Source organism: Haemophilus parainfluenzae, from assembly GCF_003253005.1.
Taxonomy (GTDB): Bacteria; Pseudomonadota; Gammaproteobacteria; order Enterobacterales; family Pasteurellaceae; genus Haemophilus_D; species Haemophilus_D parainfluenzae_M.
Genome location: NZ_QEPZ01000010.1, coordinates 1 through 24,753, shown reverse-complemented (window position 1 = coordinate 24,753; position 24,753 = coordinate 1). Strand labels below are relative to the sequence as shown.

The following is a 24,753-nucleotide window of genomic DNA, read 5'->3' as shown; positions in this document are numbered from 1 at the left end:
AAAAAACCTACCAGATAATCTCTGATAGGTTTTTATTTTACGAAAGTTTAATTATTTAGTCACAGCTTCTTTTACTTCAGCTGCTTTATCTGCCGCTGCATCTTTCATTTCTGCTGCTTTATTTGCTGCTGCATCTTTTGCTTCAGAAGCTGCATTTTTCACTTCTTCCACTTTAGAAGACATTGCGTCTTTTGCTTCAGCCATTTTATTTGCTGCAGCATCTTTAACTTCTTCAACTTTAGCTACGGCTGCATCTTTTGCTTCCTCAACTTTTTCTACTGCAACATCTTTTGCGTTAGTTGCAGCTTCTTTCGCTGAATTCATTGCATCAGTTGCAGCATTTTTAACATCAGTTGCAGCATCTTTTGCTGCATCTTTCACATCGCTAGCTGCTGCAGCTGCAGCATCTTTAACTTGTGTTGCAGCGTTTACTGTCGCGTCTTTTGCTGCTTCAACTTTTTGAGCTGTTTCTTGTTTATCGAAACAACCTGTTACGGCTAAAGATGCACCTAATACTAATGCGGCTAATACTGATTTTTTCATTGTTACTCTCCATTTTTTGTTATGGTTAAGAATTAATCCAAAGCCATTTGCTTTGTGCGGCCTAGTTTACGCAAAAAAACTCAAAATAAAACACCTGCAAAAAAAATTTACATTTCTAGAAATATTACTTATTGCGATTTTTCTAAAAAAACTGTTATAACCATATGAATTTAAAAAACTTATAAAAAAGTTCCTAAGAAAAATTTTATTTTTTGTAAAGATAGAAATTTATCTTTTTTGTATTTTTTTTAATCAATTTAATCATTTTCGTTTGGATAATGAAAAGCTTCAATGCTGCCTTTTTCACTATTCCAGTCAATTTGAACTATCGTTGAAGGATAAAAACTAATTGGATTTCGCTTGCCATAAAGCTCCGAAACAATACTGCCCACTAAAGGTAAATGAGAAACAAGCAAAACACTTTCAATCCCTTGTTCCTGTAAAACAGATAAATAATCTGCTACTAACGTCGCATTCCCGTAAGGTGTAATTCCACTCCAAGTTTCAACATCATTAAGTGTGTTATCTAAGGCTGAATTCACAAGCTCAAACGTTTCTTGTGCTCGTACATAAGGGCTGACAATCACTTTCTGAACTGAAAGTGCGGTTGAATTTAGATGATTTTTAAGCCATTGACCTTGTGATATTGACTGTTTACGCCCATAATTATTTAAGTGCCGCGCCTCGTCAGATGAAGCAATAACTTCCGCTTCTGCGTGACGCATAACAAAAATTTTCATATATTGGCTTTCCTAAAAATAATAAAAGATAAATTTTATGATCAAAAATGGGGGCAAGCCCCCATTCAATTAATTCGCTTTAACTGCTTCTGCAATTTCTTCTGCACATTGTTTTGCAAGTACACCGTCTTCACATTCAACCATGACACGAATAAGTGGCTCTGTACCTGACTTACGCAGTAAAATTCGACCTTTACCTTCTAAGCGTTTTTCCACATCAGCGGCTACCGCTTTTACTGCTTCGCTTTCTAATGGATTTGCACCGCCCGCAAAACGAACATTAATCAATACTTGAGGGAACAATTTCACTGCACTCGCAAGCTCGTTTAATGATAAACGATGTTGAACCATTGCGCTTAATACAGCTAGTGATGCAATAATACCATCACCTGTCGTATTTTTATCAGCAATAATGATATGGCCTGAGTTTTCTCCACCTAACGTCCAGTTATGTTCTACCATTTTTTCTAACACATAACGGTCGCCAACGTTAGCACGCACAAAAGGTACACCTAACATTTTTAAAGCAATCTCTAAGCTCATATTACTCATTAATGTGCCTACTACACCACCTTTCAATTGGCCTGAACGTAAAGCTTCACGAGCAATAATGAAAAGGATTTGGTCTCCATCCACTTTATTACCTAAGTGATCCACCATCATAATACGGTCACCATCACCATCGTAAGCAAGACCAACATCCGCTTTAGTTTCAAGCACTTTTTCCTGTAATGCTTTTACGTCGGTTGCACCGCATTTTTCATTGATATTGATTCCATTTGGATCTGTACCAATTTCAATCACTTCCGCACCCAACTCACGTAATACATTTGGTGCAATGTGATAGGTTGCACCATTTGCACAATCCACCACGATTTTATAACCATCTAAACCAAGGTGAGCAGGGAAAGTACTTTTACAAAATTCAATATAACGTCCTGCGGCATCACTGATACGGCTTGCTTTACCTAAATCAGCTGACTCCACGCAATCCATTGGCTGATCGAGCATGGCTTCAATTGCTTCTTCAATATCATCTGGTAATTTTGTGCCTTGTGAAGAGAAGAATTTAATCCCGTTATCATAGTAAGGGTTATGAGATGCCGAAATGACAATACCCGCTTCTAAACGGAAAGTACGGGTTAAATACGCCACGGCAGGTGTTGGCATTGGACCGGTAAATGCGGCAGTTAAACCCGCTGCAGCCAAACCTGCTTCAAGTGCAGATTCCAGCATATAACCTGAAATACGAGTATCTTTCCCGATTAACACAGTGCGAGAACCTTGAGAGGCTAAAACCTTACCTGCTGCCCAACCTAATTTCAATGCGAAATCAGGTGTGATTGGATATGTCCCTACTTTTCCACGTACACCATCAGTGCCAAAATATTTACGATTTGCCATGTTTATTCCTTATTAAATTTGAATAATGATGTTGCAGAAATCATTCATTCTACAACATATAAAATCTGGTAGTCGCCTACGCCTCTTGCGTTGCTTGCCATACTTTCAAAGCATCTGCCGTTACAGCCACATCATGTACGCGTAAAATTGTCGCCCCATTTTGAGCAGCAATTAATGCGCCAGCTACACTTCCCACAACACGTTCAGTTACGGGTTTATCTAATACGGCACCAATCATCGATTTACGTGAAAGGCCTGCTAAAATGGGATAACCACTTTTACAAAACTGAGCTAATTGCTGTAAAAGTTTATAATTATGCTGCACGGTCTTACCAAAACCAAACCCCATATCCCAAATGATATTTTCTTTAGCGATTCCCGCATCTAAACAAACTTGAGTCCGAGTTTCTAAAAACTGATAAACATCTTGGACTACATCATCATAATGCGGATTAGTCTGCATTGTGCGCGGCTGTCCTTGCATGTGCATAATACAAGTTGGTAAATTCAACTGTCCTGCTATTTCGAGTGCGCCAGGTTCACGTAAAGCTCGAATATCATTGATTAAATCCATACCGACCTTAGCTGCTTCTTGCATCACAATTGCTTTAGAGGTATCCACTGAAATCCAACAATCAAAACGTTTTTGTACCGCTTCAACTAAAGGTATCACTCGTTGCAACTCTGCAGTTTCAGGCACTTCTTCTGCCATTGGTCGAGTTGATTCCCCGCCGATATCAATAATTGTTGCACCTTCTTTGAGCATTTTTTCAACTTGAAATAATGCCTTGTCTAGACTAAAAAACTGTCCGCTATCTGAAAATGAATCGGGCGTGAAATTCAAAATTCCCATAATTTGAGGGAATGATAAATCTAGACATTTGTTATTAGCATAAAGTTTCATAAAGTGCGGTCAATTTTTAAATCAAATTTTAAAGGCTAGATTATAACGGAATATAGTGATGAAAAGAATGACATTATAAATAAAAAAGCCTTCCAAATTAGGAAGGCTTTATTCTTACTCTTCAGATTCAGAATTTTCTGAATGATTAACCGCACTTTCAGTGGTTTCTTCTTGCGGCTTAACTTTTGGGCTCGTGTCTTTGCTATCTTCCCAACCAGATGGTGGTGTAACAGGCTCACGATTCATTAGTTGTTTGATTTGTTCTTCTTCAATGGTTTCATATTTCACTAACGCATCTTTCATGGCGTGAAGAATATCCATATTGTCGATCAAAATCTGTCTTGCTCTCGCATAGTTACGATTCACAATCGCACGAACTTCTTCATCAATCGCATGCGCCGTTTCATCAGACATATGTTTTGCTTTTGCCATTGAGCGACCTAAGAATACTTCGCCCTCATCTTCAGTATAAAGAATCGGACCAAGTTTATCTGAGAAGCCCCATTGGGTCACCATATTACGTGCAATATTGGTTGCCACTTTAATATCGTTAGATGCACCGGTAGAAATATTTTCTTCACCGTAAATCAAATCTTCTGCTAAACGTCCTGCATAAAGAGTTGAAAGTTTACTTTCTAATTGTTTTTGGCTGATACTAATTTGATCACCTTCAGGTAAGAAGAAAGTTACACCTAATGCACGACCACGAGGGATGATCGTGACCTTATGTACCGGATCATGTTCAGGCACTAAGTAACCCACAATGGCGTGACCTGCTTCATGGTACGCAGTTGATTCTTTTTGTTTATCCGTCATGATCATGGTACGACGTTCAGGTCCCATATTGATCTTATCTTTGGCTTTTTCAAACTCAAGCATCGATACAGTACGTTTATTGCTACGAGCAGCAAATAATGCAGCTTCATTAACCAAGTTCGCTAAATCTGCACCTGAATAACCTGGTGTACCACGAGCAAGTGTCATTGCATCTACATCATCTGCCACAGGGACTTTACGCATATGTACTTTTAAAATTTGCTCACGACCTTTAACATCCGGTAAACCCACAACAACTTGACGGTCAAAACGGCCTGGACGAGTTAATGCAGGGTCAAGTACATCTGGACGGTTCGTTGCTGCAATAACGATTACGCCTTCGTTACCACCGAAACCATCCATTTCAACTAACATCTGGTTAAGGGTTTGTTCACGCTCATCGTGTCCACCACCTAAGCCTGCACCACGTTGGCGACCTACCGCATCAATTTCATCAATAAAGATTAAACATGGTGCATTTTTCTTCGCTTGCTCGAACATATCACGTACACGAGAAGCACCAACACCCACAAACATCTCCACAAAGTCAGAACCTGAAATCGTAAAGAAAGGCACTTTCGCTTCGCCTGCAATGGCTTTCGCTAATAAGGTTTTACCTGTACCTGGAGGACCTACCATTAAAATCCCTTTTGGAATTTTACCGCCAAGGTTTTGGAATTTTTTCGGTTCGCGCAAGAAATCAACTACCTCACCGACTTCTTCTTTTGCTTCATCGCAACCTGCAACATCCGCAAAAGTCACTTTGATTTGATCTTGATTCAGCATTTTAGCGCGGCTTTTACCAAAGCTCATGGCCTTGCCGCCGCCACCTTGCATTTGGCGCATGAAGAAAATCCATACCCCAACAAGGAATAGCATCGGGAACCAAGAAATCAAAATTTGTGATAGTAAACTACGTTTTTCAAAAGGCGTACCTTCGATTTTGACTTTTTTATTTAATAAGTCATCTAAGAGTTTTTTATCTTCCAACGGTGGCATAACGGTCATATATTTAGACCCGTCATTTTTGGTCACTGTGATTTCATTCGCATCAAAACGCGCTTCCTTCACTTGACTGTTACTCACATCATACACAAAGGTTGTGTAATCTGTTGAGTCACTCACGCCATTAGAATTAAAACTTTGGTAAGCCGTCATCATGACAATTGCTACCACAACCCATAGAACTAGATTTTTGACCATATCGTTCAAGGTTTAACCTGCCTTTCTTAAGTTAATTAAAATTAAACGAGATACTATCTCATCCCCGACATAATGAAAAGCTATCAAAGCAATTATCTATTCGCCTTTATAACTACTTGCTACAATATAAACTTCGCGAGAACGCCCACGAGAGGCCTCCGGCTTACGTACTTTTACCACACTAAACAGCGAACGAATTTCACGTAAATATTCATCAAAGCCTTCCCCTTGGAATACTTTGACCACAAAACTGCCTTTTTTTGCCAAAACTTGCTTACACATATCTAAGGCTAGCTCTACCAAATACATTGCGCGAGGAATATCAACCGATGGCATACCGCTAAAATTTGGCGCCATATCAGACATGACTACATCAACTTTAGCTTCCCCAACACGTTCTAATAATGCATTTAACACATTTTCATCTCGGAAATCGCCTTGTAAAAAATCAACGCCGACAATTGGATTCATATCCAGAATATCACAAGCAATGACTCTTCCCTTTCCGCCGATTTGGCTTACGACATATTGTGACCAGCCACCGGGCGCTGCACCGAGATCAACTACGGTCATTCCCGGTTTAAACAATTTATCCGTTTGCTGAATTTCATCTAACTTAAAATAAGCACGTGAGCGTAATTTTTGTTTATGTGCTTTCTGAACAAACGGATCTTTAAAATGTTCGTTTAACCAACGAGATGAACTCGCCGAACGTTTTTTCTTTCCCATAATCTCTATCTTTTGTACTATTTTTTGTAGTAGTTTCGCCTATATTTGGGTACAATCTGCCAAATTCAAGGCTAGACTTACCCAAAAATGCTGAAAAACCAGATTTTTTCTGACCGCTCTTTTGGGTGACTCGTTTTTATTTAAAGGATTCTTATGACAAACTTATCAACAAAACAAAAACAATTTTTAAAAGGACTTGCTCATCACCTGAGCCCAGTCGTCATGCTTGGCGGTAACGGCTTAACCGAAGGTGTATTAGCTGAAATCGATAACGCATTAAATCATCACGAATTGATCAAAGTAAAAATTGCTGGTGCAGATCGCGAAACTAAACAACTGATCATTGATGCTATCGTGCGCGAAACCAAATCATCTAATGTTCAAACTATCGGTCATATTTTGGTTCTTTATCGACCAAGCGAAGAAGGCAAAATTCAGCTTCCTCGTAAATAATTATTATCCCCTCATTGAGGGGATATTTTTTAGATGTAATTCACTTCAATAATTTCAAATTCAACCGTTCCACCTGGTGTGGTGATGTTCACGGTATCGTCCAACTCTTTGCCTATCAAACCACGGGCAATCGGTGAATTCACAGAAATCAAACCTGATTTAATATCTGCCTCATCATCGCCCACAATTTGGTAAGTCACTTCTTCATCGGTATCGGTATTCACTAATACAACTGTGGCACCAAAAATAACTTTTCCGTTATTTAGTAATTTGGTGACATCGATAACCTGACAATTTGCAAGTTTGCTTTCAATTTCTTGAATACGCCCTTCGCAAAAACCTTGTTGTTCACGCGCAGCGTGATATTCTGCATTTTCTTTTAAGTCACCATGCTCACGTGCCTCAGCTATTGCCTTGATAATTTCTGGGCGACGCTCATTTTTTAAGAAATCTAATTCTTCTCGTAATAACTCCGCGCCGCGCACGGTCATTGGAATTTGTTTCATTCTTTTTCCTTGAAATTTGGTAAAAACAAAACTACGACAACGTCTTGCAACCTTGCCGCAGTCAATGAAAAATAAAAAATGATTTACTCTATTGAGTTCGGAGCTTATTATTATTCGTCTTGAGAAAAATAGCAACCATAACAGAACTAAAAATGACTAAAAAATCTTCTATTTCGACCGCACTTAAAGCGGCATTTATCACACTCGGCTTTTCTTTTTCCGCTATGGCTGAAGTTAATGTGGCCTCTATCACCCAATACTTACCAGAAGGTGCTTCTGCCAGTATTATTGCCAAAAACCTCAATAAAGATCAAATTATTGCAGACTACAATGGTTCAACATTTATGTTGCCTGCTAGTACACAAAAAGTGTTCACAGCTGTTGCCGCTAAATTAGTATTAGGCGATGCCTTTCAGTTTGAAACATCACTTTTAAGTAACGGAAAGATTCAGAATAATGTTTTAGAAGGCGATCTTGTTGTGCAATTTACTGGCGATCCTGATCTGACCAGTGGACAACTTTATAGCCTATTAGCAAATTTAAAGAACCAAGGCATTCAGAAAATTAATGGTGATCTTATTTTAGATACCTCTGTATTTTCGAGCCATGATCGTGGGTTAGGTTGGATTTGGAACGATCTTACAATGTGCTTTAACTCCCCTCCTGCTGCAGCAAATATCGATAATAATTGTTTTTATGCCGAGTTAGATGCAAATCAACCTGTAGGTGAAGCCGTCAAAATTAACGTTCCTGCTCAATTTCCTATTCAAGTTTTCGGACAAGTTTATATTGTGGATCAGCAAGAAGCGGGTTATTGCCAGTTAGACGTTGTTGTCCATGACAATAATCGCTATCAAGTAAAAGGCTGTATTGCTCGCCAAAGTAAACCATTTGGGCTCAGCTTCGCCGTGCAAGATCCTGATGCCTACGCAGCCGCCATTATTCAACGTCAATTAAAACGTCTTGGTATTGAATTTACCGGTCAGGTAAAACAACCTCAAAAACCACAGCAAGGACAAAAACTTGCACAGCATTTATCTAAACCGTTACCTGAGCTATTGAAAAAAATGATGAAAAAATCGGATAACCAAATTGCTGATGCCTTATTTAGAGCAGTAGCCTACAACTACTATAAACGCCCTGCTTCATTCCAATTAGGCACATTAGCAGTGAAATCCGTATTGCAAAAACAAGGCATTAAATTTGGTAACAGCATCTTAGCTGATGGTTCGGGTCTTTCTCGTCATAATTTAGTTGCACCGAAAACCATGCTTTCTGTTTTAGAATACATTGCCAAAAATGAAGATAAATTACACTTAATGGAAACCTTTCCAATTGCAGGTGTGGACGGCACAATCAGTGGCCGTGGTAGCTTAATTAATCCACCACTAGTGAAAAACGTTATTGCTAAGACTGGCTCATTAAAAGGCGTTTATAACCTTGCCGGTTTTATGACCAATGCACGTGGTGAAAAAGTGGCTTTCGTTCAATTTATCAATGGCTATTCAACCGGTGATTTAGAAAGTAAAACAAAACGTGCTCCACTTGTGCAATTTGAGAGCGCACTTTATAACGATCTTTATAAAGACTAAAACGCATATAAAAATGACCGCACTTTGAATACATTAAGTGCGGTCATTTTTCTTTATATTTCATCAAAAAGAAAAAGCACTAAACGTTTCATTAAATTTAGTGCTTTTTACGATCTTAAATGTGCTTAACCTTCATTATGAATTTCAAGATTGCTTGCATCTTTTTCCCGTTTTTTCTTTGCTGAATCATTACGTTGAGAAGCGATGCTATCAAGGTATTCTGGTGTGATATCGCCAGTGATATATTTACCAGTAAAGACTGAACAATCAAAGCCTTGAATGGTTGGGTTTTCTTGGCGTACTGATTCTGTCAGTGCTTCAAGATCTTGGAAAACCAATTTATCTACACCAATCAATTTCGCAATTTCATCAACATTACGGCCATAGGCAATGAGTTCTCGTTTTGTTGGCATATCAATGCCGTACACATTCGGATAACGAATTTCTGGCGCGGCTGATGCAAAGTAAATTTTCTTCGCACCTGCTGCTCTAGCCATACTCACGATTTGTTCGGATGTTGTACCACGAACAATGGAATCATCGACTAATAACACATTTTTATCTTTAAATTCTGCTTTAATCGTATTGAGCTTGCGACGGACTGAACTAATACGTTGTGCTTGTCCAGGCATAATAAATGTACGGCCAACATAGCGGTTTTTCACAAAACCTTGACGGTAAGGTTTGCCTAAGATTTTCGCAATCTGTAACGCAATGTCTGTTGAAGTTTCTGGTACTGGAATAACAACATCAATGTTATCAGCTTCCTCAACCCATTCTTTTGCAATTTTTTTACCTAAATGTTCGCCCATGTGAACACGTGCGGCATAGACAGACACTCCGTCTATTGTTGAATCAGGACGAGCAAAGTACACGTATTCAAAAATACACGGATTTAAGACCGCACTTTCTGCACACTGCTCAGCATAAAGCTGGCCATCAAAGGTCACATAAATCGCTTCGCCTGGCGCAACATCACGCACTAATTCAAAACCTGCGACGTCTAATGCCACACTTTCAGAGGCAAACATATATTCCACAGATCCATTTTCTTCTCGTTTACCTAACACGAGTGGACGAATACCAAACGGATCGCGAAATGCTACCATGCCATGTCCAATAATCATAGCTAAGCATGCATAAGCACCACGAATATCTTTGTGTGTCGCACGAATTGCATTAAAAATATCTTGCGGATCGAGATGGTATTTATTCACTCTATCCAAATGATTCGCAAGAATATTGAGAAGAAGTTCTGAATCCGAATTGGTATTTATATGACGACGCGCTTCTTTAAATAATTTATCTTTTAATTCGGTTGAGTTGGTTAAGTTACCATTGTGAACAAGGCTTAAACCATAAGGTGAGTTAACATAGAAAGGCTGAGCTTCAGATACACTTGAACTGCCAGCGGTTGGATAACGTACATGTCCGAGGCCTGCGTGACCTTGTAAACGTAACATATGCTCTTGTCTGAACACATCGCTTACAAGACCATTAGCCTTACGCAAACGGAAGCGGTTTTCATCATCGATTGTGACAATCCCCGCCGCATCTTGACCTCGATGCTGTAATAACGTTAATGCTGCATAAATGGATTCATTAACCGGATTTTGGCTAACGATACCGACAATTCCACACATACTGATTGACTACCTTATTGTTTAAAAGTTGAGTTTAAAAAACTAGAACTTGCTTGTAGTTGTTGGAAAAACCATTCAATAATAAAGCCGAAATGAGGAATTAATTTTGATTCTTTCCACCAATCGGTTTGTTCAAAGTTAGTGAAGGTATCCAAGAAGAATAAGATCGCAGCAACGATTAACGCCCCACGAATTAAGCCAAATGCCGCACCGAGAACACGATCTGTTCCGGTAAGTCCTGTTTTATCCACTAATTGGCTAATCACATAATTAACAATGCCGCCTACAATTAGGGTTAAAACAAATAAAATGCCGATTGCCGTGCCGTTACGCACGTAGTCAGATTCAATTTGAGTAAGATAGGTGGCGAGATAAGGATAAAATTGGCTCGCGACAATAAATGCAACGACCCAGCTTGCAAGGGACATCACCTCTCGCACAAATCCACGTAATAAACTCACGATAATCGAAAATGCGATGATGCCAATGATAATATAATCAATCATTAAATAGTCTCTCAATTAAAAAGGGTCGCCATTGCGACCGCAGTATTCTACATAAAAAAAATACAAAAGGAAAACGTTTGCGTCAATTAAATTTGAAGCAATTAGCTAAATTTCTTGCCAAAATGCTTTATCCAATTTTTGCTGTGCCTTTCGTAATACTTCTGCCAAGTGCTGATATGTCGGTTTATCTTGCACAGTTGGCAAACTTTCATGTTGTTTTCTCAAACGTTCACTAATCTCATAAAACCACTGAGAACTTTGCGGTTCTAAGGGTAAGTTTGCTCGTTTCCCCAACCAATATAAACCTTGAAATGGCATCGCTAACGCACAAAGTGCGGTCAAAATAGCAAGCGAAAATGCAGTAAGATCTGCTTTGGCATAAAGTTGCTGCCAGACCACCGCAAACACTGCCATAAAAGGCATAAATTTTTGTGCAAATTTTGTGGCTTTAATAATGCGATTTTCGGGAAAAATCATGCCGAGCTTCGCTTCTAATGGCCACGTTTGCAAATAAATTTGCCCTTGTTTTAAGGTTGAAAAAAATGATGACATGAAAACATCCTTGAAAATAACCGCACTTATAATACTCTAGTTTAGGTTTAATTGTCATCCCCGACTAGAAATTGTTGAAATTTTCAACTTTTCTAATAAAAGATCGTATTTTTACCCTCCAGTTAATTTATTTTATATGCTAAAAGGTGTATTCTATATAGAATTTATACTCCGTTCTTTTGAATGGATTTTTATTAACCTCAATCAAAAATAGGGTTCCTATGTCAAAACTTGTTCTCATCCTTAACTGTGGTAGTTCTTCATTAAAATTTGCAATCCTTGATCCTGCAACAGGTGAAGAAAAATTATCAGGCTTAGCAGAAGCATTTTATCTTCCTGAAGCTCGTATCAAATGGAAACTTAACGGAGAAAAAGGTAGCGCAGATTTAGGTGCTGGTGCAGCGCACACTGAGGCGCTTAACTTTATCGCATCAAATATTATGACTGATGAGCTTAAAAACTCTATCACCTCGATTGGTCACCGTATAGTTCACGGTGGTGAGAAATACACTCAATCTGTTATCGTAACAGATGAGGTAGTTAAAGGTATTGAAGATGCGGCACAATTTGCACCACTTCACAACCCTGCTCACTTAATCGGTATCCGTGAAGCATTTAAAACATTCCCACACTTAAAAGATAAGAACGTTGTCGTATTTGATACAGCATTCCATCAAACCATGCCAGAAGAAGCATATCTATATGCACTTCCATACTCACTTTACAAAGAACATGGCGTACGTCGCTATGGTGCTCATGGTACCAGCCACTACTTCGTTTCTCGTGAAGTCGCTGAATACGTAGGCAAACCAGCAGACCAAGTAAACGCAATCATCTGTCACTTAGGTAACGGTGGTTCTGTTTCTGTGGTTCGTAACGGTAAATGTATCGATACTTCTATGGGTTTAACCCCTTTAGAAGGTTTAGTCATGGGTACACGTTGTGGTGACATCGACCCTGCGATCGTTTTCTACCTATATAAAAACCTAGGCATGTCAATGGATCAAATCGAAGAGACCTTAGTGAAAAAATCAGGTCTTTTAGGCTTAACTGAAGTAACGAGCGACTGTCGTTATGCAGAAGATAACTACGACGATGCATCTAAACCAGAAGCAAAACGTGCATTAGATGTTTACAGCTACCGTTTAGCAAAATACATTGGTGCATACATGGCTGTTTTAGGTGATGATCACTTAGATGCGATCGCATTTACGGGTGGTATCGGTGAAAACTCAGCTCACGTTCGTGAATTAGCGTTAAGCCACTTAAAATTATTTGGTATCAAATTAGACCAAGAACGTAACCTTGCTGCTCGCTTTGGCAAATCAGGCGTAATCACTGCTGATGACTCTGCATTCAAAGCGATCGTTCTTCCAACTAACGAAGAATTAGTAATTGCACAAGATACAGCACGTTTAGCGGGCTAATCAACTTCCTTCAAACCTGCTGAGAAATCAGCAGGTTTTTTCATTCAATAAAAGGTATATCAAAATGACTAAAGCAGTTATTCTTATCCCAACTAGCGCAGAAGCGAATTTAGCGGCAGCATTAGACGCATCTAAAGTAACAGGTGCGGTCGTATTCAATGCAGTAGAAGATGTAAAAGCCGCTCAAGCATTAATCGCAAATAATCAGAAAGACGTGTTATTAGAAAAAATCGTAGCTGATTTCCAAGCATTAAATGCAAATTTAGTGGTTGTTAAAGGTGTTCAACCTTCTGCTCAAGCGCCTTTTGCAAATAGCTTAAACTTCGCGATTGCACAAACCTTAGATGCACAAATCATCTTAGTAGCAAACAATGAAGAAGCCATATTAGTAGAAGCCGTTGCTTCAGAATTTGGTGGAGTGAACAACACTGACATCTTAGGTGTATTTGGTGCGCAAGCAAGCAAAATTAAAACCTTAGATGCACAAGCGTTAGCTACAGCAATCGCTGCGCCACTTACTCGTGAAGCACGTATTTCTCCAGCAGCATTCCGTTTCAAATTAACTGATTTAGCACGCAAAGCAGGCAAAACCATCGTATTACCAGAAGGTGACGAACCTCGTACAGTTAAAGCGGCAGCTATCTGTGCTGAACGAGGTATCGCAAAATCGGTATTATTAGCGGATCCTGAATCAGTGAAAAAAGTTGCGGCAGAACAAGGCGTGACTTTAGGTGCTGATGTAACGATCATCAATCCAGCTGACGTACGCGAAAACTACGTTGCTCGTTTAGTTGAATTACGCAAATCTAAAGGTTTAACGGAAGAACAAGCGCGTGCACAATTAGAAGACACCGTTGTATTAGGTACCATGATGTTAGAAGCGGGCGAAGTAGATGGTTTAGTCTCTGGGGCCGTTCACACCACGGCAAATACGATTCGTCCACCAATGCAAATCATCAAAACAGCACCAGGTAGCTCAATTATCTCGTCTGTATTCTTCATGTTATTACCAGACCAAGTATTAGTATATGGAGACTGTGCAGTAAACCCAGAACCAACAGCTGAACAACTTGCTGAAATCGCAATTCAATCTGCTGAATCGGCAAAAGCATTTGGTTTAAATCCGAAAGTCGCAATGCTTTCTTACTCAACCGGTACTTCTGGTTCAGGTCAATCTGTAGAGAAAGTAAAAGAAGCAACGCGTATTGCACAAGAAAAACGTCCTGATTTATTAATCGATGGCCCATTACAATACGATGCAGCTGTGATGAAAGATGTCGCAGCGTCTAAAGCACCAAACTCTAAAGTGGCTGGCCAAGCAAACGTGTTTGTATTCCCTGATATCAATGCAGGTAACATCGGCTATAAAGCGGTTCAACGTTCTGCTGATTTAGTGGCTGTAGGCCCAATGCTTCAAGGTATGCGTAAACCAGTTAATGACTTATCTCGTGGTGCATTAGTGGATGATATCATCTACACCATCGCATTAACTGCGATCCAAGCAACACAAGCTTAATCAAAGCCTTTGTTGTAAAACACTAAAGAAAATAACCGCACTTTTGATGATTCAAAGTGCGGTTATTTTTTAGGTCGTTTTAGAAATAACGTTTTATTTACGACTAAAACGTTTTTTCAAAAATCAGATGGACATTCTTTTGGGTATAAGAATACATTTCTGGGATATTACTATCTTGTTTCTTCCAACTAAATACGACTTTCGGCGTGATACCCCATAAGTGCCAATCTCGTTTCCAAAGACTTAAATTTACACCGTAGATTTTGTCTTTACGAATTTTTCCAAAAGAAAACAAATCAACATTTGCAAGTTTGGCAATATCTTTGTACTCACGTTGTGTTAAAGAAAGTCCTAAACGCGAAGAGACGCCCCTGTTCCATTCTTGTCCCCAACCTAGGCGCAAGCTTTTACTGTCTGAAGAATATTGGCGAACTAAGGTTCTCTCAGCAGAAAAATCGGAACCTAAATAGAAAAAGCGTTTAGGATTAGGCATCCATAATAAGGTGGCAGAAACGAGCTTATTATTACCATTTAATACTTCGCTATCAAAATAACGCTGTTTAGCAAACTCACCAGCTAAAGCAATTTGCCAATTTAGATTAAGCCAATGTGTAAGTTCAAGACGAACACCATTTCCCCAGCGATAACTTTCACCACCATACCAACGTTTTTCATAAAAAGGTTTTAAGCGGAAAGTTTGTTTTGAAGTTTTATAGGCATAACCAATAAATGTACGATTAGAAAGATCGTCATATTCATGATTATCCCAATAGCTTTTACCAAAAAACTCATTACCGACTGAAAGATAATTCGAACCCCATAAATTAAAGTCACGAGAAATATCTAAAGAATATGCTAGCCCATGAGCGCTTTGTGGCATCATATCATCAGCTCGAGTTAAAACGCCCCCACTTGCAAGCTTAACTTGCTTGCCACTGCCTACATTATTCACGTTTGTATCTCGCACATAATTAAAGGCAATATCCACATTCCAGCTATCACGCTCATTCAAAGCAGATAAATAAGTATCAATGAGTTCCATCACCGGTGCAGGTAAATCTTCTGCTGTTTTAGCTTTGTCAAATTGAGCCTTTGCTGCACCATCTTGTTTCTGATTAAACAAGGCGATTGCAAGCTCAATGCGCACCGGATTTAAATTAGGATTTTGTGCTAACACTTCACGATATTTATCAATGGCAGTTGCCTGATCATCATTTAATGCCGCAACTTTCCCTTGTGCAAATAGCACTAAAATCGGATCTTGCTCAGGAAAGGTTTGATACACTTCTAATAATTTCTCAATTAAATCAGCATCACGAGAATAAATCGCCTGTGATAATAATTGAGTAGTGAGCGGCTGATTTTGCTCTAATTCTTCACGACTAATTCGTGTTGAGTAGGACTGTTCTTCCGTTAAGTGCGGTAGATTTTCTCGCTGTTTTTCAGGCTCAGCAATTTTTACTTGTTTATCAATTTCTGTGCTTAATTCCGGCGACGGGGCGGCAATTGCTAGGGCTGGGAATAAGGCGAGTAAAAAGGAACTATATCTTTTCATTATACTTTATTAGAAAAATCTGCCGCACAACGGCGGCAGAAAGTGATTAAAAGAAAGGGTTATTTTTTAGCACCGAAAGTAGCTTGATATTCTTCCACGACATATGTTTTACCAGCTTCTTTAATTTCAGCTAAACCTTGGCTATGATCAGCTCTTTCAACCGTCCCCTTGTGGATATATTTATTTACCCCAACTATACCGACAACCTCTGAATAGTTTTTGCCACCAAATGTTGCGCCATAATCTCCGGTTGCTCTTGCATGAACTGCTTTTCCAATAACTTCATGTTTATTCTTACTTAAAACTATTTGCGGAACTATTGGGTTTTTAGCACCAATATAAGTAGTTTTATCTTCAACTTCATTAGCTGTTAATTTAATTTGGCCAATGGTTTTACTATTGATCACACCATCCATCGTTGGTTTTTCGGTTGTTCCATTCATTTTGACGTTGATAGTAACAGAACCATCATCTTTTATAAAATCTTTTTGATCCCAGCTAATTTCATCATTATCCTCAGACCAACCCGAAGTACTTGCTGTACGTTCATAAGCACTAATCTGAGCAATCACACCACCTTTATAAGTTGCATTACCCGTGAATTTACTTTCATCCTCGTTCACTCTTACAAAAGCTACAGGTCTTGTAACCAATTCTGTTGGACGTTCTGAATTCGGTGTATAAAGCACACCATAAGTTGAGTATGGTTGATTGACAAAAAGATAATTCATACCATTTCTAGCAGCTTCCTGATCAATAACATAATCTTGATCGGTTGCTTTACCAGAAAACTTACCTAATTGATTACCTGATAATTTATTAAAATTAACAACACCTGAGCCACTAGAGACATTTACATTAGGCATATGGACGCTGCTATTAACATAAGGTGAATAGACATATTCATCATTATGAGGTCCATCGTTAGAAATATTTTTTGCTATATCAATATAACGCCACTCTTTACCATGTGTGGTTTTGGTCGAATTAAAGTCTGTTTTAGTTGTTGGAGTTGGAACAGTTGGCGGAACAACCGGTTTATTTGGTTTTTTCTTCGCCTCTTCTTCTAAACGTTTTTTCTCTTCTTCAGCTCGTTTAGCTGCGTCAGCTTTTTTCTTCGCCTCTTCTTCTAAGCGTTTTTTCTCCGCTTCTGCTCGTTTAGCAGCTTCAGCTTTTTCTTTTGCTTCTTTTTCTAAGCGATCTTTTTCCGCTTTATCTTTGGCTTTTTTCGCTTCTTCAGTTTTCTTTTTCGCCTCTTCTTCTAGGCGTTTTTGCTCTTCCGCTTTTTTCTTCGCTTCAGCTTCCGCTTTTGCTTTTGCCTCAGCTTCCGCTTTTGCTTTTGCCTCAGCTTCCGCTTTTGCTTTTGCCTCAGCTTTTGCTTTCGCTTCAGCATCTGCCTTCGCTTTAGCTTCTGCTTTTTGTAACTCAACTACTTGGTTATTCGCTTTTGCCACTGCAGCGTTATGCGCATCTAAAGATTTTTGCGCTTCTTCTGCTTTTTGTTGGGCATCAGATAATGCTTTTTTAGCACTTTCTAATGCAGTTTCTTTCACTTTTAAACTTTTCTCTAATGCGGCTTTTTTAGTTGCATCTGTTGTTGATGAGATACTTTTCTTCAACGCATCTACTTCTGATTGAGATTTATCTGCTAAGGTTTTTGCTTTTTTAGCTGCATGTTTTGCTTGTTCTGCAGCTGATTTTGCTTTATTCGCACTGTCTTTTAAATTCTCTGCAATGCGTTTTGCTTGCTCTGACGTTTTCGCTTTTTGAACTTCAACTTGAGCAGCAATAGAATTTGAGTCATTAGAACTCGATGAGCTGCCACAGGCTGTCAAAGATAAAGCCACAAATGCCGCAAGTGCGGTTGTTTTAAAGATAGGTTTAATAGAAAGTCCTCTTATATTAATAACAAATAGATAATCATTGAAAAGTAAAATAACTTACTTAGCTTATATTTCTTAATTAAACATCAAATCAAAACAAAGCAAAATAAATTATTCCTTAATTTATGTAGGGAAATAAATGAAATTCACCAAGCAAATAACCACAAAAAAAATAATGGATTTCAACTAGTTATTACCTTACATAATAAAACTTCAAGCATTTTACTTAAAATGAAGCAATAAACAAGAAAAAAGTTGAACATTTTAGTCAGATTTGTGAAATAAATCACATTTTATAGAAACGATACCTATAAATAAAAAAATAACCGCACTTTTTATGATTCAAAGTGCGGTTATTTTTAAGATTGTTTTTAATGACTACTCTACGGATTTTAAGTATTCAACCAGCTTCAAGCCAATCTCTCTTCGCCACCCTAAAAGTAAATCAGGCTGTTTGGTCATATCTTCATTTTTTAGCCAAACCCATTTAATCAGATCTTCTAAATTCCGTTTACTGGCTAGAATATCGAGGGTTAATTCTTTTGGGGTCAGTTCATAAGCTTTTTCTTGTAACAATCGAATTGCCTTTTTATAACGAGGATCATCCACAATACGCACTAAACGTTTAGGATAATCATAAGGGGAAATTTTGCGGCTTTGTGCTAATAATTGAAGCATTTTTTTGCCACGCACACGCACTTCATTTTCAGATAATCCAAGCGCTAGCATTTCTGATGTATTACGAGGGTTGTTTTTTGCTACTTTCCAAAGGTTGTCCGATTTCACCACATAAGAAAGAGCTAAATTTCGTGCCATTGCCGTTTCTTGTCGCCATTTGGCCAATAGCTGTAAACGCGCTAATTCGAGCGGATTCAATTTCCAAACATTTGGAATCTCTAAATAGGCTTTGTCTGGATCGCGATCATCTAATTTACTGGTTTTCGATATCGCAAGCTGGCAATCATCAATTACTGCTTGAAGCCAAGGTGATTGTGCTAATTCTATTTGCATTTTTTGATAAACTGGCAATAAGTACCATACATCTCCTGCCGCGTACTGTAGCTGTGCAGGTGAAAGTGGGCGTTTTAGCCAGTTTGTACGCGTTGCCCCTTTATCCATTTCAACGCCCAAATAATGTAACACAAGTTTAGCAAAACCCGCTGAATTAGCAAAACCTAGAAAACGTGCCATTATTTGCGTATCCATCATAGGTTGTGGAAGTGCATCAAACTCTTGTAAGAAAACCAATAAATCTTCATTACAAGCATGCAAAATTTTTGTCACCTGCTGATCGCGTAATAATTCCACAAAAGGTGAAAAATCAGTAATGGATAAAGGATCGATCAATGAAACTCGTTCACCATCATAAAGTTGAATTAATCCTAATTTAGGATAATAGGTCGATACCCGCATAAATTCGGTATCTAAAGCGACCGCACTTTGCTGACGCGCTAACTGGCAAATCTGAGCGAGCTCTTCATTATTTTGAATTAATGTAAAGTGCGGTTGATTTTGGCATTCTTTTATCATTGTAATAGGATGTATTTTCAAATAGAGGTACAGACTAAACAGGGATATGAACACATATCCCTGATTTAATTAATGTTGCGCGCGTTTTGCTATTTCTTCATCACGCAGTATGCGTCTTAAAATTTTGCCTACATTACTTTTCGGCAATTCATCGCGAAACTCAATATCTTTCGGGACTTTATAACCTGTGAGATGTTGTCTACAATGCTGGCGTAATTCATCACGCGTGAGGCTATCATCTTTCTTCACGACGAAGATTTTGATGGTTTCTCCCGACACTTCATGTGGCACACCAATAGCGACCACTTCAGCGACTTTATAATTTAGCATCACCACATCTTCGATTTCATTTGGATAAACGTTGAAGCCTGAAACTAAGATCATATCTTTTTTGCGATCAACAATACGGAGGCTATAGCTCTCGTCCATAATGACGATATCACCCGTTGCCATCCAACCATCTTGAAGCACTTCAGCTGTCGCTTCAGGGCGTTGCCAATAGCCACGCATGACTTGTTCACCTTTAACCCAAAGCTCTCCAGCTTCACCAAGTTGTGCTTCCGAGCCATCATCTTTGATAATTTTAATATCGGTATTTGGCACTGGTACACCGATTGTACCATTGTGTTTCACCACATTAATCGGACAAGCGGCAATTAGCGGTGAACATTCTGTCATACCATAACCCTCAATGATGTTGCAGCCGGTTAAATCATGCCAACGCGTTGCAACCGATTGTTGGATCGCCATACCGCCGCCAACAGAAAGTTTTAATTGTGAAAAATCCACTTCTTTGAAATTTTCATTATTAAGTAGCGCATTAAACAAGGTATTTACCCCTGTAATCGCTTCAAAGCGGTATTTTTTGAGCTCTTTAACAAAGCCATCAATATCACGTGGGTTAGTAATTAAGAGCGCTGTCACGCCAAGCTCTAAGAAAAGTAAACAGTTTACCGTTAGGGCAAAAACATGATAAAGCGGTAAAGCCAGTACGGCAACGCGTTGCTTAGCATGATCGCCAATAAATGGCTCTGCAATCCACTTCGCTTGGAAAATATTGGTAATAATATTGCCATGTGTCAGCATTGCACCTTTAGCAACACCCGTTGTACCACCTGTATATTGTAAGAAGGCTAAATCTTCACGATCCACTTGTGGACGAACATATTGGCGATATTTACCAATACTTAACACTTCACGGAAAGTCACTGCATTCGGTAATTTATATTTTGGCACTAACTTTTTGACATATTTCACGACAAAATTGACCAAATTACGCTTACCAAAAGAAAGTTGGTCACCCATTCTTGTCAAAATCACGTGTTTTACTTTAGTGTTAAACACGATTTTTTCTAAGGTTGAGGCGAAGTTTGAAACAACAACAATCGCCGTTGCACCGCTATCTTGTAACTGATGTTCTAATTCTCGAGGGGTATAAAGTGGATTCACGTTTACCACAACTAAGCCCGCACGTAAGATACCGAACAGCGCAATAGGATATTGCAATAAATTCGGCATCATGAGAGCAACACGATCACCTCGTTTTAATTTCAATTCATTTTGTAAATATGCAGCAAATGCACGGCTTCGCTCTTCTAATTTACGAAAAGTTAGCACTTGTCCCATATTGATATAAGCAGGACGGTCTGGATGCTCACGAATTGCTTTATCTAAAATATCGAGAATCGAATCATATTTTAAGGTATCCAGCGTGGTTGGTGAACCTTCTGGATAATTTTGAAACCAAACTTTTTCCATTTTTTATCCTTATTCTTTGGAAAATTTTCTTAATTTTATCATGTAGTTAATAGAGATAATAGCGAATTTCAGGCTCGCTATACCAATAATATGGTCTTCTACCGAAAAAGCCCCAATCATCCCACATATCGTCTGGATAATAATAGCTTTGAGAAAGCTTCCAGACACGATAGTGATTGGTTTGAATTACAGGGTAAGTGTAGTTTGCCTGATCAACCTTGCCTTGTTCTGTTTTCAGTAAAGTGCCGCCAATTGTAATAAATTGGTCTTTTAAACTTTCAGGCTCAACAAAACCATCAAGATAAGTAATAAAACGTCCATTAGGTTGTTCATCAATCATGGGTTTTGCAGAGGTTGAGTAAACTGGATAGCTTAATACTTCAATTTTAGTTTTATTCGGCAAGGCTTGTGCTGTTAATACTTTTCCGCCTAAACGAATTGATTTGCACTGACAGCTATAATCACTCTGTTGAATTGAAGATAATGATTTTAAAGTAAACTGCTCTTTTTCCAGTCCGTTCGGTGCATTAACACATCCCACTAATGTGGTCGAAAGTGCGGTCAAAACTAAGATCGTTTTTTTATTCATCTTCAACTCCTTTTCGAAAATTATTCACGCCCAGGTAATTTTTTCCAAGTTACTTCATTACGCAAATAAACCGGTTCAATTTCTAAGGCGGATATGATTTTATTCTGAGCATAATCTGTTAAAGCAAGCTCAAGCATATATTGTGCAGAAGGTAAAATAATATCACTCCCTTCTAAACCACTGTCTTTAAATTGAGGATACGCTGCCCAACCTGTTCCGACTCGATAGGCGGTTAAATCTGAAAGCTGTTCAAGCGCTTTTTCAGGTTGGCAAACTTGTTCTTCTATAACAGGATTCCATTGGAAAAACTCATCCAATTCTGACCGCACTTTTTCTCGTTTTACTTGAGAAAAATAAACTTCATTCATTCTCGCATCAATGGCAGCTGCCACATTTTCAGCTTGATGTAATTCAAATGCAGCCTGAGCCATTGCTGTTAAATTTGATACCGCAATAACAGGTAAATCAGCACCAAATGCAAGCCCTTGAGCAATCCCTGCACCGACACGGACACCAGTAAAACTACCAGGACCGCGTCCAAATGCTAACGCATCTACTTGCTTCAAATTGATACCTGAATTAGCGAGCAACTCATCAACCATTGGAAGAATACGTTTTGTGTGTGTACGTTGTGCTAATTCATCTAAATGTGTTTTTTCGCCTTTATGCCAAAGTGCAACTGAACAGGCTTCTGTTGAAGTATCAAGTGCTAATAAGGTGATATTTTTCATTATTAATCCATTTTCTCATTTTGTAAGAATTGTACCACTTTGTTGAGATCTCGGGTACGGGTTGAATTAGGTAAACTTTTTAGAAAGGTTTCGCCGTAATTTCGCATAACAAGACGATTATCACAAATAATTACCGCACCACGATCTGTCACATCTCGAATTAGGCGTCCTACACCTTGTTTCAGCGTAATAACCGCTTCAGGGATCTGTATATCATTAAATGGATCGCCTCCTTGCAATCGGCAATCTTCAATGCGCGCTTTTAGTAAAGTTTCATCTGGCGCAGTAAAAGGCAATTTATCAATAATGACTAATGATAGCGCATCACCACGGACATCCACACCTTCCCAAAAGCTCGAGGTTGCAACTAGCACGCTGTGGGTTTCATGAATAAATTGTTCGAGTAATTTGGCTTTAGGCATTTCACCTTGTAATAAGATAGAAAGCTCACTATTTTCTCTAAAATACTCTGCCAAGCCTCTCATCATTAAATAAGAAGTACAAAGCACAAAGCATCGCCCCTTATTCGCTTCAATGATAGGCAACAACATTTCACCAAGAGCTTGTAATGTATTATTTTGATTAGTTGCTGGTAAATAACGTGGCACGCAAAGTAGCGATTGATTAGGATAATCAAAAGGGCTGTGAAGAATTTTTTGTTCTGCTTCCTCAATACCAAGTTGCTGACAGAAATGATTAAAAGTGCCGCCAACTTCAAGAGTCGCTGAGGTGAAAATCCAAGCTGCTTCTTTATTATTTAGCTGTTCGCCAAATTTATCTGCGACAGTAAGTGGCGTAATATGTAAACCAAATTGTCGCCCCATACTTTCGTACCAATAACAATGGCCAACAATGGCCGTATCACAAAGACGAATTAATTGATTCTTGATACTTTCAGTGCGTTCAAAAATACTATCCAAAGTCTGAGAGCGACCTAATGCAATCTTGATAACTTCAGAAAGAAACTCAATTTTTTCTTGTAATAATTCAACCGATTTTTTAACCGCACTTTGCTTAAATAGCTCACGCCAATTTCCTCGCTGATTTCCTTCCCCAAGAAGAAGGCGAAAATCCTGAATAACTTTAAGCAATGTATCTGCAGTAGTACCAAGCTGCAGCATATCTTTCAATTCTGTTCGATAAACAATATTGATATCTTTACATAAATCAAATAGCTGGCGAGAAGTTAATGATTGACCAAAATACTGGCTTGCAATATCGGGAAGTTGATGTGCTTCGTCAAAGATGATAACTTCTGCATTGGGAATAAGCTCACCAAAGCCACTTTCTTTTACCGCCATATCAGCAAAGAAAAGATGATGATTTACTACGACAAGATCCGCATTTAGCGCTTTTTTACGAGCTTGTGCAACATAGCATTCAGCGTAGTTAGGACAATCCGTTCCTAAACAACTTTCTGCCGTACTCGTCAATTGAGGCAAAATTGGGCTATCTTCAGCCAATTCAATACATTCGGTCAAATCACCTGTTTTCGTTACATTATTCCATTTTCTTACTTTACTTAAATCGGCTAAAACAGATTTATCCCCAAGCACACCTTGAGCGATAACCTGATCCAGTCGTTCCAAACATAAGTAATTAGATCGCCCTTTCAATAATGCAATTTTTCCAGAATAATTTAAAGCTTTTTTTATGGCAGGTAGATCTCTTGAAAAGAGTTGATCTTGTAGATTTTTAGAGCCGGTTGAAATAATCGTTTTCTTTCCTGCAATAAGTGCTGGTGCTAAATAAGCAAAAGTCTTTCCAGTACCCGTTCCAGCTTCTACAACAAGCGGTCGCTTATTTTGAATAGAATATCCTACTGATTGAGCCATTTCGAGCTGTTCTGCTCGAGGCTTAAATCCTTTGATATTCTTACTCAATTCACCATCACTGGAAAAAATCTTACTTATCTGCTTTTTCATAATTATTGCTATCTAGAAACAGGTGAAGATTTTATCATTATTAGACTCATTTATGTATGAATTCTAATATTTTATATAAAACAAAAACCCCAAGCCATTCAGCTCGGGGTTCTACATTCAGTACCTGGCGGTGTCCTACTCTCACATGGGGAAGCCCCACACTACCATCGGCGCATCGGCGTTTCACTTCTGAGTTCGGTATGGGGTCAGGTGGGACCACCGCTCTATCGCCGCCAGGATTATTCCTT

At 38.8% G+C, this 24,753-nt stretch carries 20 protein-coding genes, 1 rRNA gene and 2 pseudogenes; 5 read left to right on the top strand and 18 right to left on the bottom strand.

All coding sequences use genetic code 11. The annotated features are described in order from the left end of the window. Positions 1 to 51 precede the first annotated feature (51 nt). From DPV97_RS09240 to rlmE, 6 genes are all read right to left on the bottom strand, one after another. Positions 52 to 543 carry a histone gene (locus DPV97_RS09240; RefSeq protein WP_049363772.1) on the bottom strand — a complete coding sequence of 164 codons (492 nt, stop codon included), beginning with the start codon at positions 541 to 543 and terminating at the stop codon, positions 52 to 54. A 257-nt stretch (positions 544 to 800) separates the two neighbouring features. Next, on the bottom strand, positions 801 to 1,283 hold the full coding sequence (gene sixA, locus DPV97_RS09235) for a phosphohistidine phosphatase SixA (protein WP_049363774.1): 483 nt from the start codon (positions 1,281 to 1,283) through the stop codon (positions 801 to 803). Positions 1,284 to 1,352: 69 nt separating this feature from the next. Beyond that, positions 1,353 to 2,687, bottom strand: coding sequence for a phosphoglucosamine mutase (glmM, locus tag DPV97_RS09230; protein ID WP_070713040.1), 1,335 nt, complete (start codon positions 2,685 to 2,687; stop codon positions 1,353 to 1,355). A 76-nt stretch (positions 2,688 to 2,763) separates the two neighbouring features. Continuing rightward, positions 2,764 to 3,591 (bottom strand): dihydropteroate synthase, encoded by an 828-nt coding sequence (folP, locus tag DPV97_RS09225; RefSeq protein ID WP_070713039.1) that lies wholly within the window; start codon positions 3,589 to 3,591, stop codon positions 2,764 to 2,766. 114 nt (positions 3,592 to 3,705) lie between these two features. Continuing rightward, on the bottom strand, positions 3,706 to 5,610 hold the full coding sequence (gene ftsH, locus DPV97_RS09220) for an ATP-dependent zinc metalloprotease FtsH (RefSeq protein WP_049363778.1): 1,905 nt from the start codon (positions 5,608 to 5,610) through the stop codon (positions 3,706 to 3,708). Between the two features lie 96 nt (positions 5,611 to 5,706). Then, positions 5,707 to 6,339 carry a 23S rRNA (uridine(2552)-2'-O)-methyltransferase RlmE gene (gene rlmE, locus DPV97_RS09215; protein WP_049363780.1) on the bottom strand — a complete coding sequence of 211 codons (633 nt, stop codon included), beginning with the start codon at positions 6,337 to 6,339 and terminating at the stop codon, positions 5,707 to 5,709. A gap of 153 nt (positions 6,340 to 6,492) precedes the next feature. On the opposite strand from rlmE, the gene yhbY reads away from it, so the two are divergent. Then, a complete protein-coding gene (yhbY, locus tag DPV97_RS09210) occupies positions 6,493 to 6,792 on the top strand; it encodes a ribosome assembly RNA-binding protein YhbY (RefSeq protein WP_070713037.1) in 300 nt (99 codons plus the stop codon). Positions 6,793 to 6,821: 29 nt separating this feature from the next. On the opposite strand, the gene greA is transcribed toward yhbY, so the two are convergent. Then, entirely contained in the window at positions 6,822 to 7,298 is a 477-nt protein-coding gene (gene greA, locus DPV97_RS09205; RefSeq protein WP_070713035.1) for a transcription elongation factor GreA, read from the bottom strand. A gap of 152 nt (positions 7,299 to 7,450) precedes the next feature. Between greA and dacB the strand changes: the two genes are divergently transcribed. Beyond that, positions 7,451 to 8,890 (top strand): serine-type D-Ala-D-Ala carboxypeptidase, encoded by a 1,440-nt coding sequence (gene dacB / locus DPV97_RS09200; protein WP_070713033.1) that lies wholly within the window; start codon positions 7,451 to 7,453, stop codon positions 8,888 to 8,890. 125 nt (positions 8,891 to 9,015) lie between these two features. On the opposite strand, the gene purF is transcribed toward dacB, so the two are convergent. The 3 genes from purF to yfbV all read right to left on the bottom strand — a co-directional run bounded on the left by purF (position 9,016) and on the right by yfbV (position 11,591). After that, complete coding sequence (gene purF / locus DPV97_RS09195) at positions 9,016 to 10,533, bottom strand: amidophosphoribosyltransferase (RefSeq protein ID WP_070713032.1); 1,518 nt, start codon at positions 10,531 to 10,533, stop codon at positions 9,016 to 9,018. A gap of 14 nt (positions 10,534 to 10,547) precedes the next feature. Further along, complete coding sequence (locus DPV97_RS09190; RefSeq protein WP_005696203.1) at positions 10,548 to 11,039, bottom strand: CvpA family protein; 492 nt, start codon at positions 11,037 to 11,039, stop codon at positions 10,548 to 10,550. 105 nt (positions 11,040 to 11,144) lie between these two features. Then, positions 11,145 to 11,591 (bottom strand): terminus macrodomain insulation protein YfbV, encoded by a 447-nt coding sequence (gene yfbV / locus DPV97_RS09185; protein WP_049363790.1) that lies wholly within the window; start codon positions 11,589 to 11,591, stop codon positions 11,145 to 11,147. A gap of 221 nt (positions 11,592 to 11,812) precedes the next feature. Here yfbV and DPV97_RS09180 point away from each other — a divergent pair, with 221 nt between their 5' ends. The 3 genes and pseudogenes from DPV97_RS09180 to pta form a co-directional block, all read left to right on the top strand. Then, positions 11,813 to 13,018, top strand: a complete 1,206-nt coding sequence (locus tag DPV97_RS09180) for an acetate kinase (RefSeq protein ID WP_070713030.1) — start codon at positions 11,813 to 11,815, stop codon at positions 13,016 to 13,018. Between the two features lie 64 nt (positions 13,019 to 13,082). Then, a pseudogene (locus tag DPV97_RS09755) lies at positions 13,083 to 13,388 on the top strand (AAA family ATPase); the annotation flags it as partial. A 96-nt stretch (positions 13,389 to 13,484) separates the two neighbouring features. Then, positions 13,485 to 14,534 (top strand): annotated as a pseudogene (gene pta, locus DPV97_RS09175) (phosphate acetyltransferase); the annotation flags it as partial. Between the two features lie 103 nt (positions 14,535 to 14,637). Here pta and DPV97_RS09170 read toward each other — a convergent pair. The 8 genes from DPV97_RS09170 to rrf form a co-directional block, all read right to left on the bottom strand. Continuing rightward, entirely contained in the window at positions 14,638 to 16,089 is a 1,452-nt protein-coding gene (locus tag DPV97_RS09170; RefSeq protein ID WP_070713028.1) for a surface lipoprotein assembly modifier, read from the bottom strand. 59 nt (positions 16,090 to 16,148) lie between these two features. Beyond that, positions 16,149 to 17,936, bottom strand: coding sequence for a hypothetical protein (locus tag DPV97_RS09165; RefSeq protein ID WP_111382974.1), 1,788 nt, complete (start codon positions 17,934 to 17,936; stop codon positions 16,149 to 16,151). Between the two features lie 414 nt (positions 17,937 to 18,350). Continuing rightward, positions 18,351 to 19,502, bottom strand: a complete 1,152-nt coding sequence (gene rnd, locus DPV97_RS09160; RefSeq protein ID WP_070713024.1) for a ribonuclease D — start codon at positions 19,500 to 19,502, stop codon at positions 18,351 to 18,353. A gap of 69 nt (positions 19,503 to 19,571) precedes the next feature. After that, on the bottom strand, positions 19,572 to 21,260 hold the full coding sequence (gene fadD / locus DPV97_RS09155) for a long-chain-fatty-acid--CoA ligase FadD (protein ID WP_070713022.1): 1,689 nt from the start codon (positions 21,258 to 21,260) through the stop codon (positions 19,572 to 19,574). A gap of 46 nt (positions 21,261 to 21,306) precedes the next feature. Beyond that, entirely contained in the window at positions 21,307 to 21,849 is a 543-nt protein-coding gene (locus tag DPV97_RS09150; protein WP_049363799.1) for a Slp family lipoprotein, read from the bottom strand. Positions 21,850 to 21,869: 20 nt separating this feature from the next. Next, entirely contained in the window at positions 21,870 to 22,580 is a 711-nt protein-coding gene (tsaB, locus tag DPV97_RS09145) for a tRNA (adenosine(37)-N6)-threonylcarbamoyltransferase complex dimerization subunit type 1 TsaB (protein ID WP_049363802.1), read from the bottom strand. A 2-nt stretch (positions 22,581 to 22,582) separates the two neighbouring features. After that, the gene (gene yoaA / locus DPV97_RS09140; RefSeq protein ID WP_431830726.1) at positions 22,583 to 24,505 is read right to left on the bottom strand and encodes a DNA repair helicase YoaA; all 1,923 of its coding nucleotides are present in this window, start codon (positions 24,503 to 24,505) and stop codon (positions 22,583 to 22,585) included. A gap of 122 nt (positions 24,506 to 24,627) precedes the next feature. Then, a 5S ribosomal RNA gene (gene rrf / locus DPV97_RS09135) occupies positions 24,628 to 24,743 on the bottom strand. Between the last annotated feature and the right edge of the window lie 10 nt (positions 24,744 to 24,753).

Excerpts from the sequence above, each read along its gene's own strand:
- DPV97_RS09240 (WP_049363772.1), bottom strand. The coding sequence starts at position 543 with ATGAAAAAATCAGTATTAGCCGCATTAGTATTAGGTGCATCTTTAGCC.
- sixA (WP_049363774.1), bottom strand. The coding sequence starts at position 1,283 with ATGAAAATTTTTGTTATGCGTCACGCAGAAGCGGAAGTTATTGCTTCA.
- glmM (WP_070713040.1), bottom strand. The coding sequence starts at position 2,687 with ATGGCAAATCGTAAATATTTTGGCACTGATGGTGTACGTGGAAAAGTA.
- folP (WP_070713039.1), bottom strand. The coding sequence starts at position 3,591 with ATGAAACTTTATGCTAATAACAAATGTCTAGATTTATCATTCCCTCAA.
- ftsH (WP_049363778.1), bottom strand. The coding sequence starts at position 5,610 with ATGGTCAAAAATCTAGTTCTATGGGTTGTGGTAGCAATTGTCATGATG.
- rlmE (WP_049363780.1), bottom strand. The coding sequence starts at position 6,339 with ATGGGAAAGAAAAAACGTTCGGCGAGTTCATCTCGTTGGTTAAACGAA.
- yhbY (WP_070713037.1), top strand. The coding sequence starts at position 6,493 with ATGACAAACTTATCAACAAAACAAAAACAATTTTTAAAAGGACTTGCT.
- greA (WP_070713035.1), bottom strand. The coding sequence starts at position 7,298 with ATGAAACAAATTCCAATGACCGTGCGCGGCGCGGAGTTATTACGAGAA.
- dacB (WP_070713033.1), top strand. The coding sequence starts at position 7,451 with ATGACTAAAAAATCTTCTATTTCGACCGCACTTAAAGCGGCATTTATC.
- purF (WP_070713032.1), bottom strand. The coding sequence starts at position 10,533 with ATGTGTGGAATTGTCGGTATCGTTAGCCAAAATCCGGTTAATGAATCC.
- DPV97_RS09190 (WP_005696203.1), bottom strand. The coding sequence starts at position 11,039 with ATGATTGATTATATTATCATTGGCATCATCGCATTTTCGATTATCGTG.
- yfbV (WP_049363790.1), bottom strand. The coding sequence starts at position 11,591 with ATGTCATCATTTTTTTCAACCTTAAAACAAGGGCAAATTTATTTGCAA.
- DPV97_RS09180 (WP_070713030.1), top strand. The coding sequence starts at position 11,813 with ATGTCAAAACTTGTTCTCATCCTTAACTGTGGTAGTTCTTCATTAAAA.
- DPV97_RS09170 (WP_070713028.1), bottom strand. The coding sequence starts at position 16,089 with ATGAAAAGATATAGTTCCTTTTTACTCGCCTTATTCCCAGCCCTAGCA.
- rnd (WP_070713024.1), bottom strand. The coding sequence starts at position 19,502 with ATGATAAAAGAATGCCAAAATCAACCGCACTTTACATTAATTCAAAAT.
- fadD (WP_070713022.1), bottom strand. The coding sequence starts at position 21,260 with ATGGAAAAAGTTTGGTTTCAAAATTATCCAGAAGGTTCACCAACCACG.
- DPV97_RS09150 (WP_049363799.1), bottom strand. The coding sequence starts at position 21,849 with ATGAATAAAAAAACGATCTTAGTTTTGACCGCACTTTCGACCACATTA.
- tsaB (WP_049363802.1), bottom strand. The coding sequence starts at position 22,580 with ATGAAAAATATCACCTTATTAGCACTTGATACTTCAACAGAAGCCTGT.
- yoaA (WP_431830726.1), bottom strand. The coding sequence starts at position 24,505 with ATGAAAAAGCAGATAAGTAAGATTTTTTCCAGTGATGGTGAATTGAGT.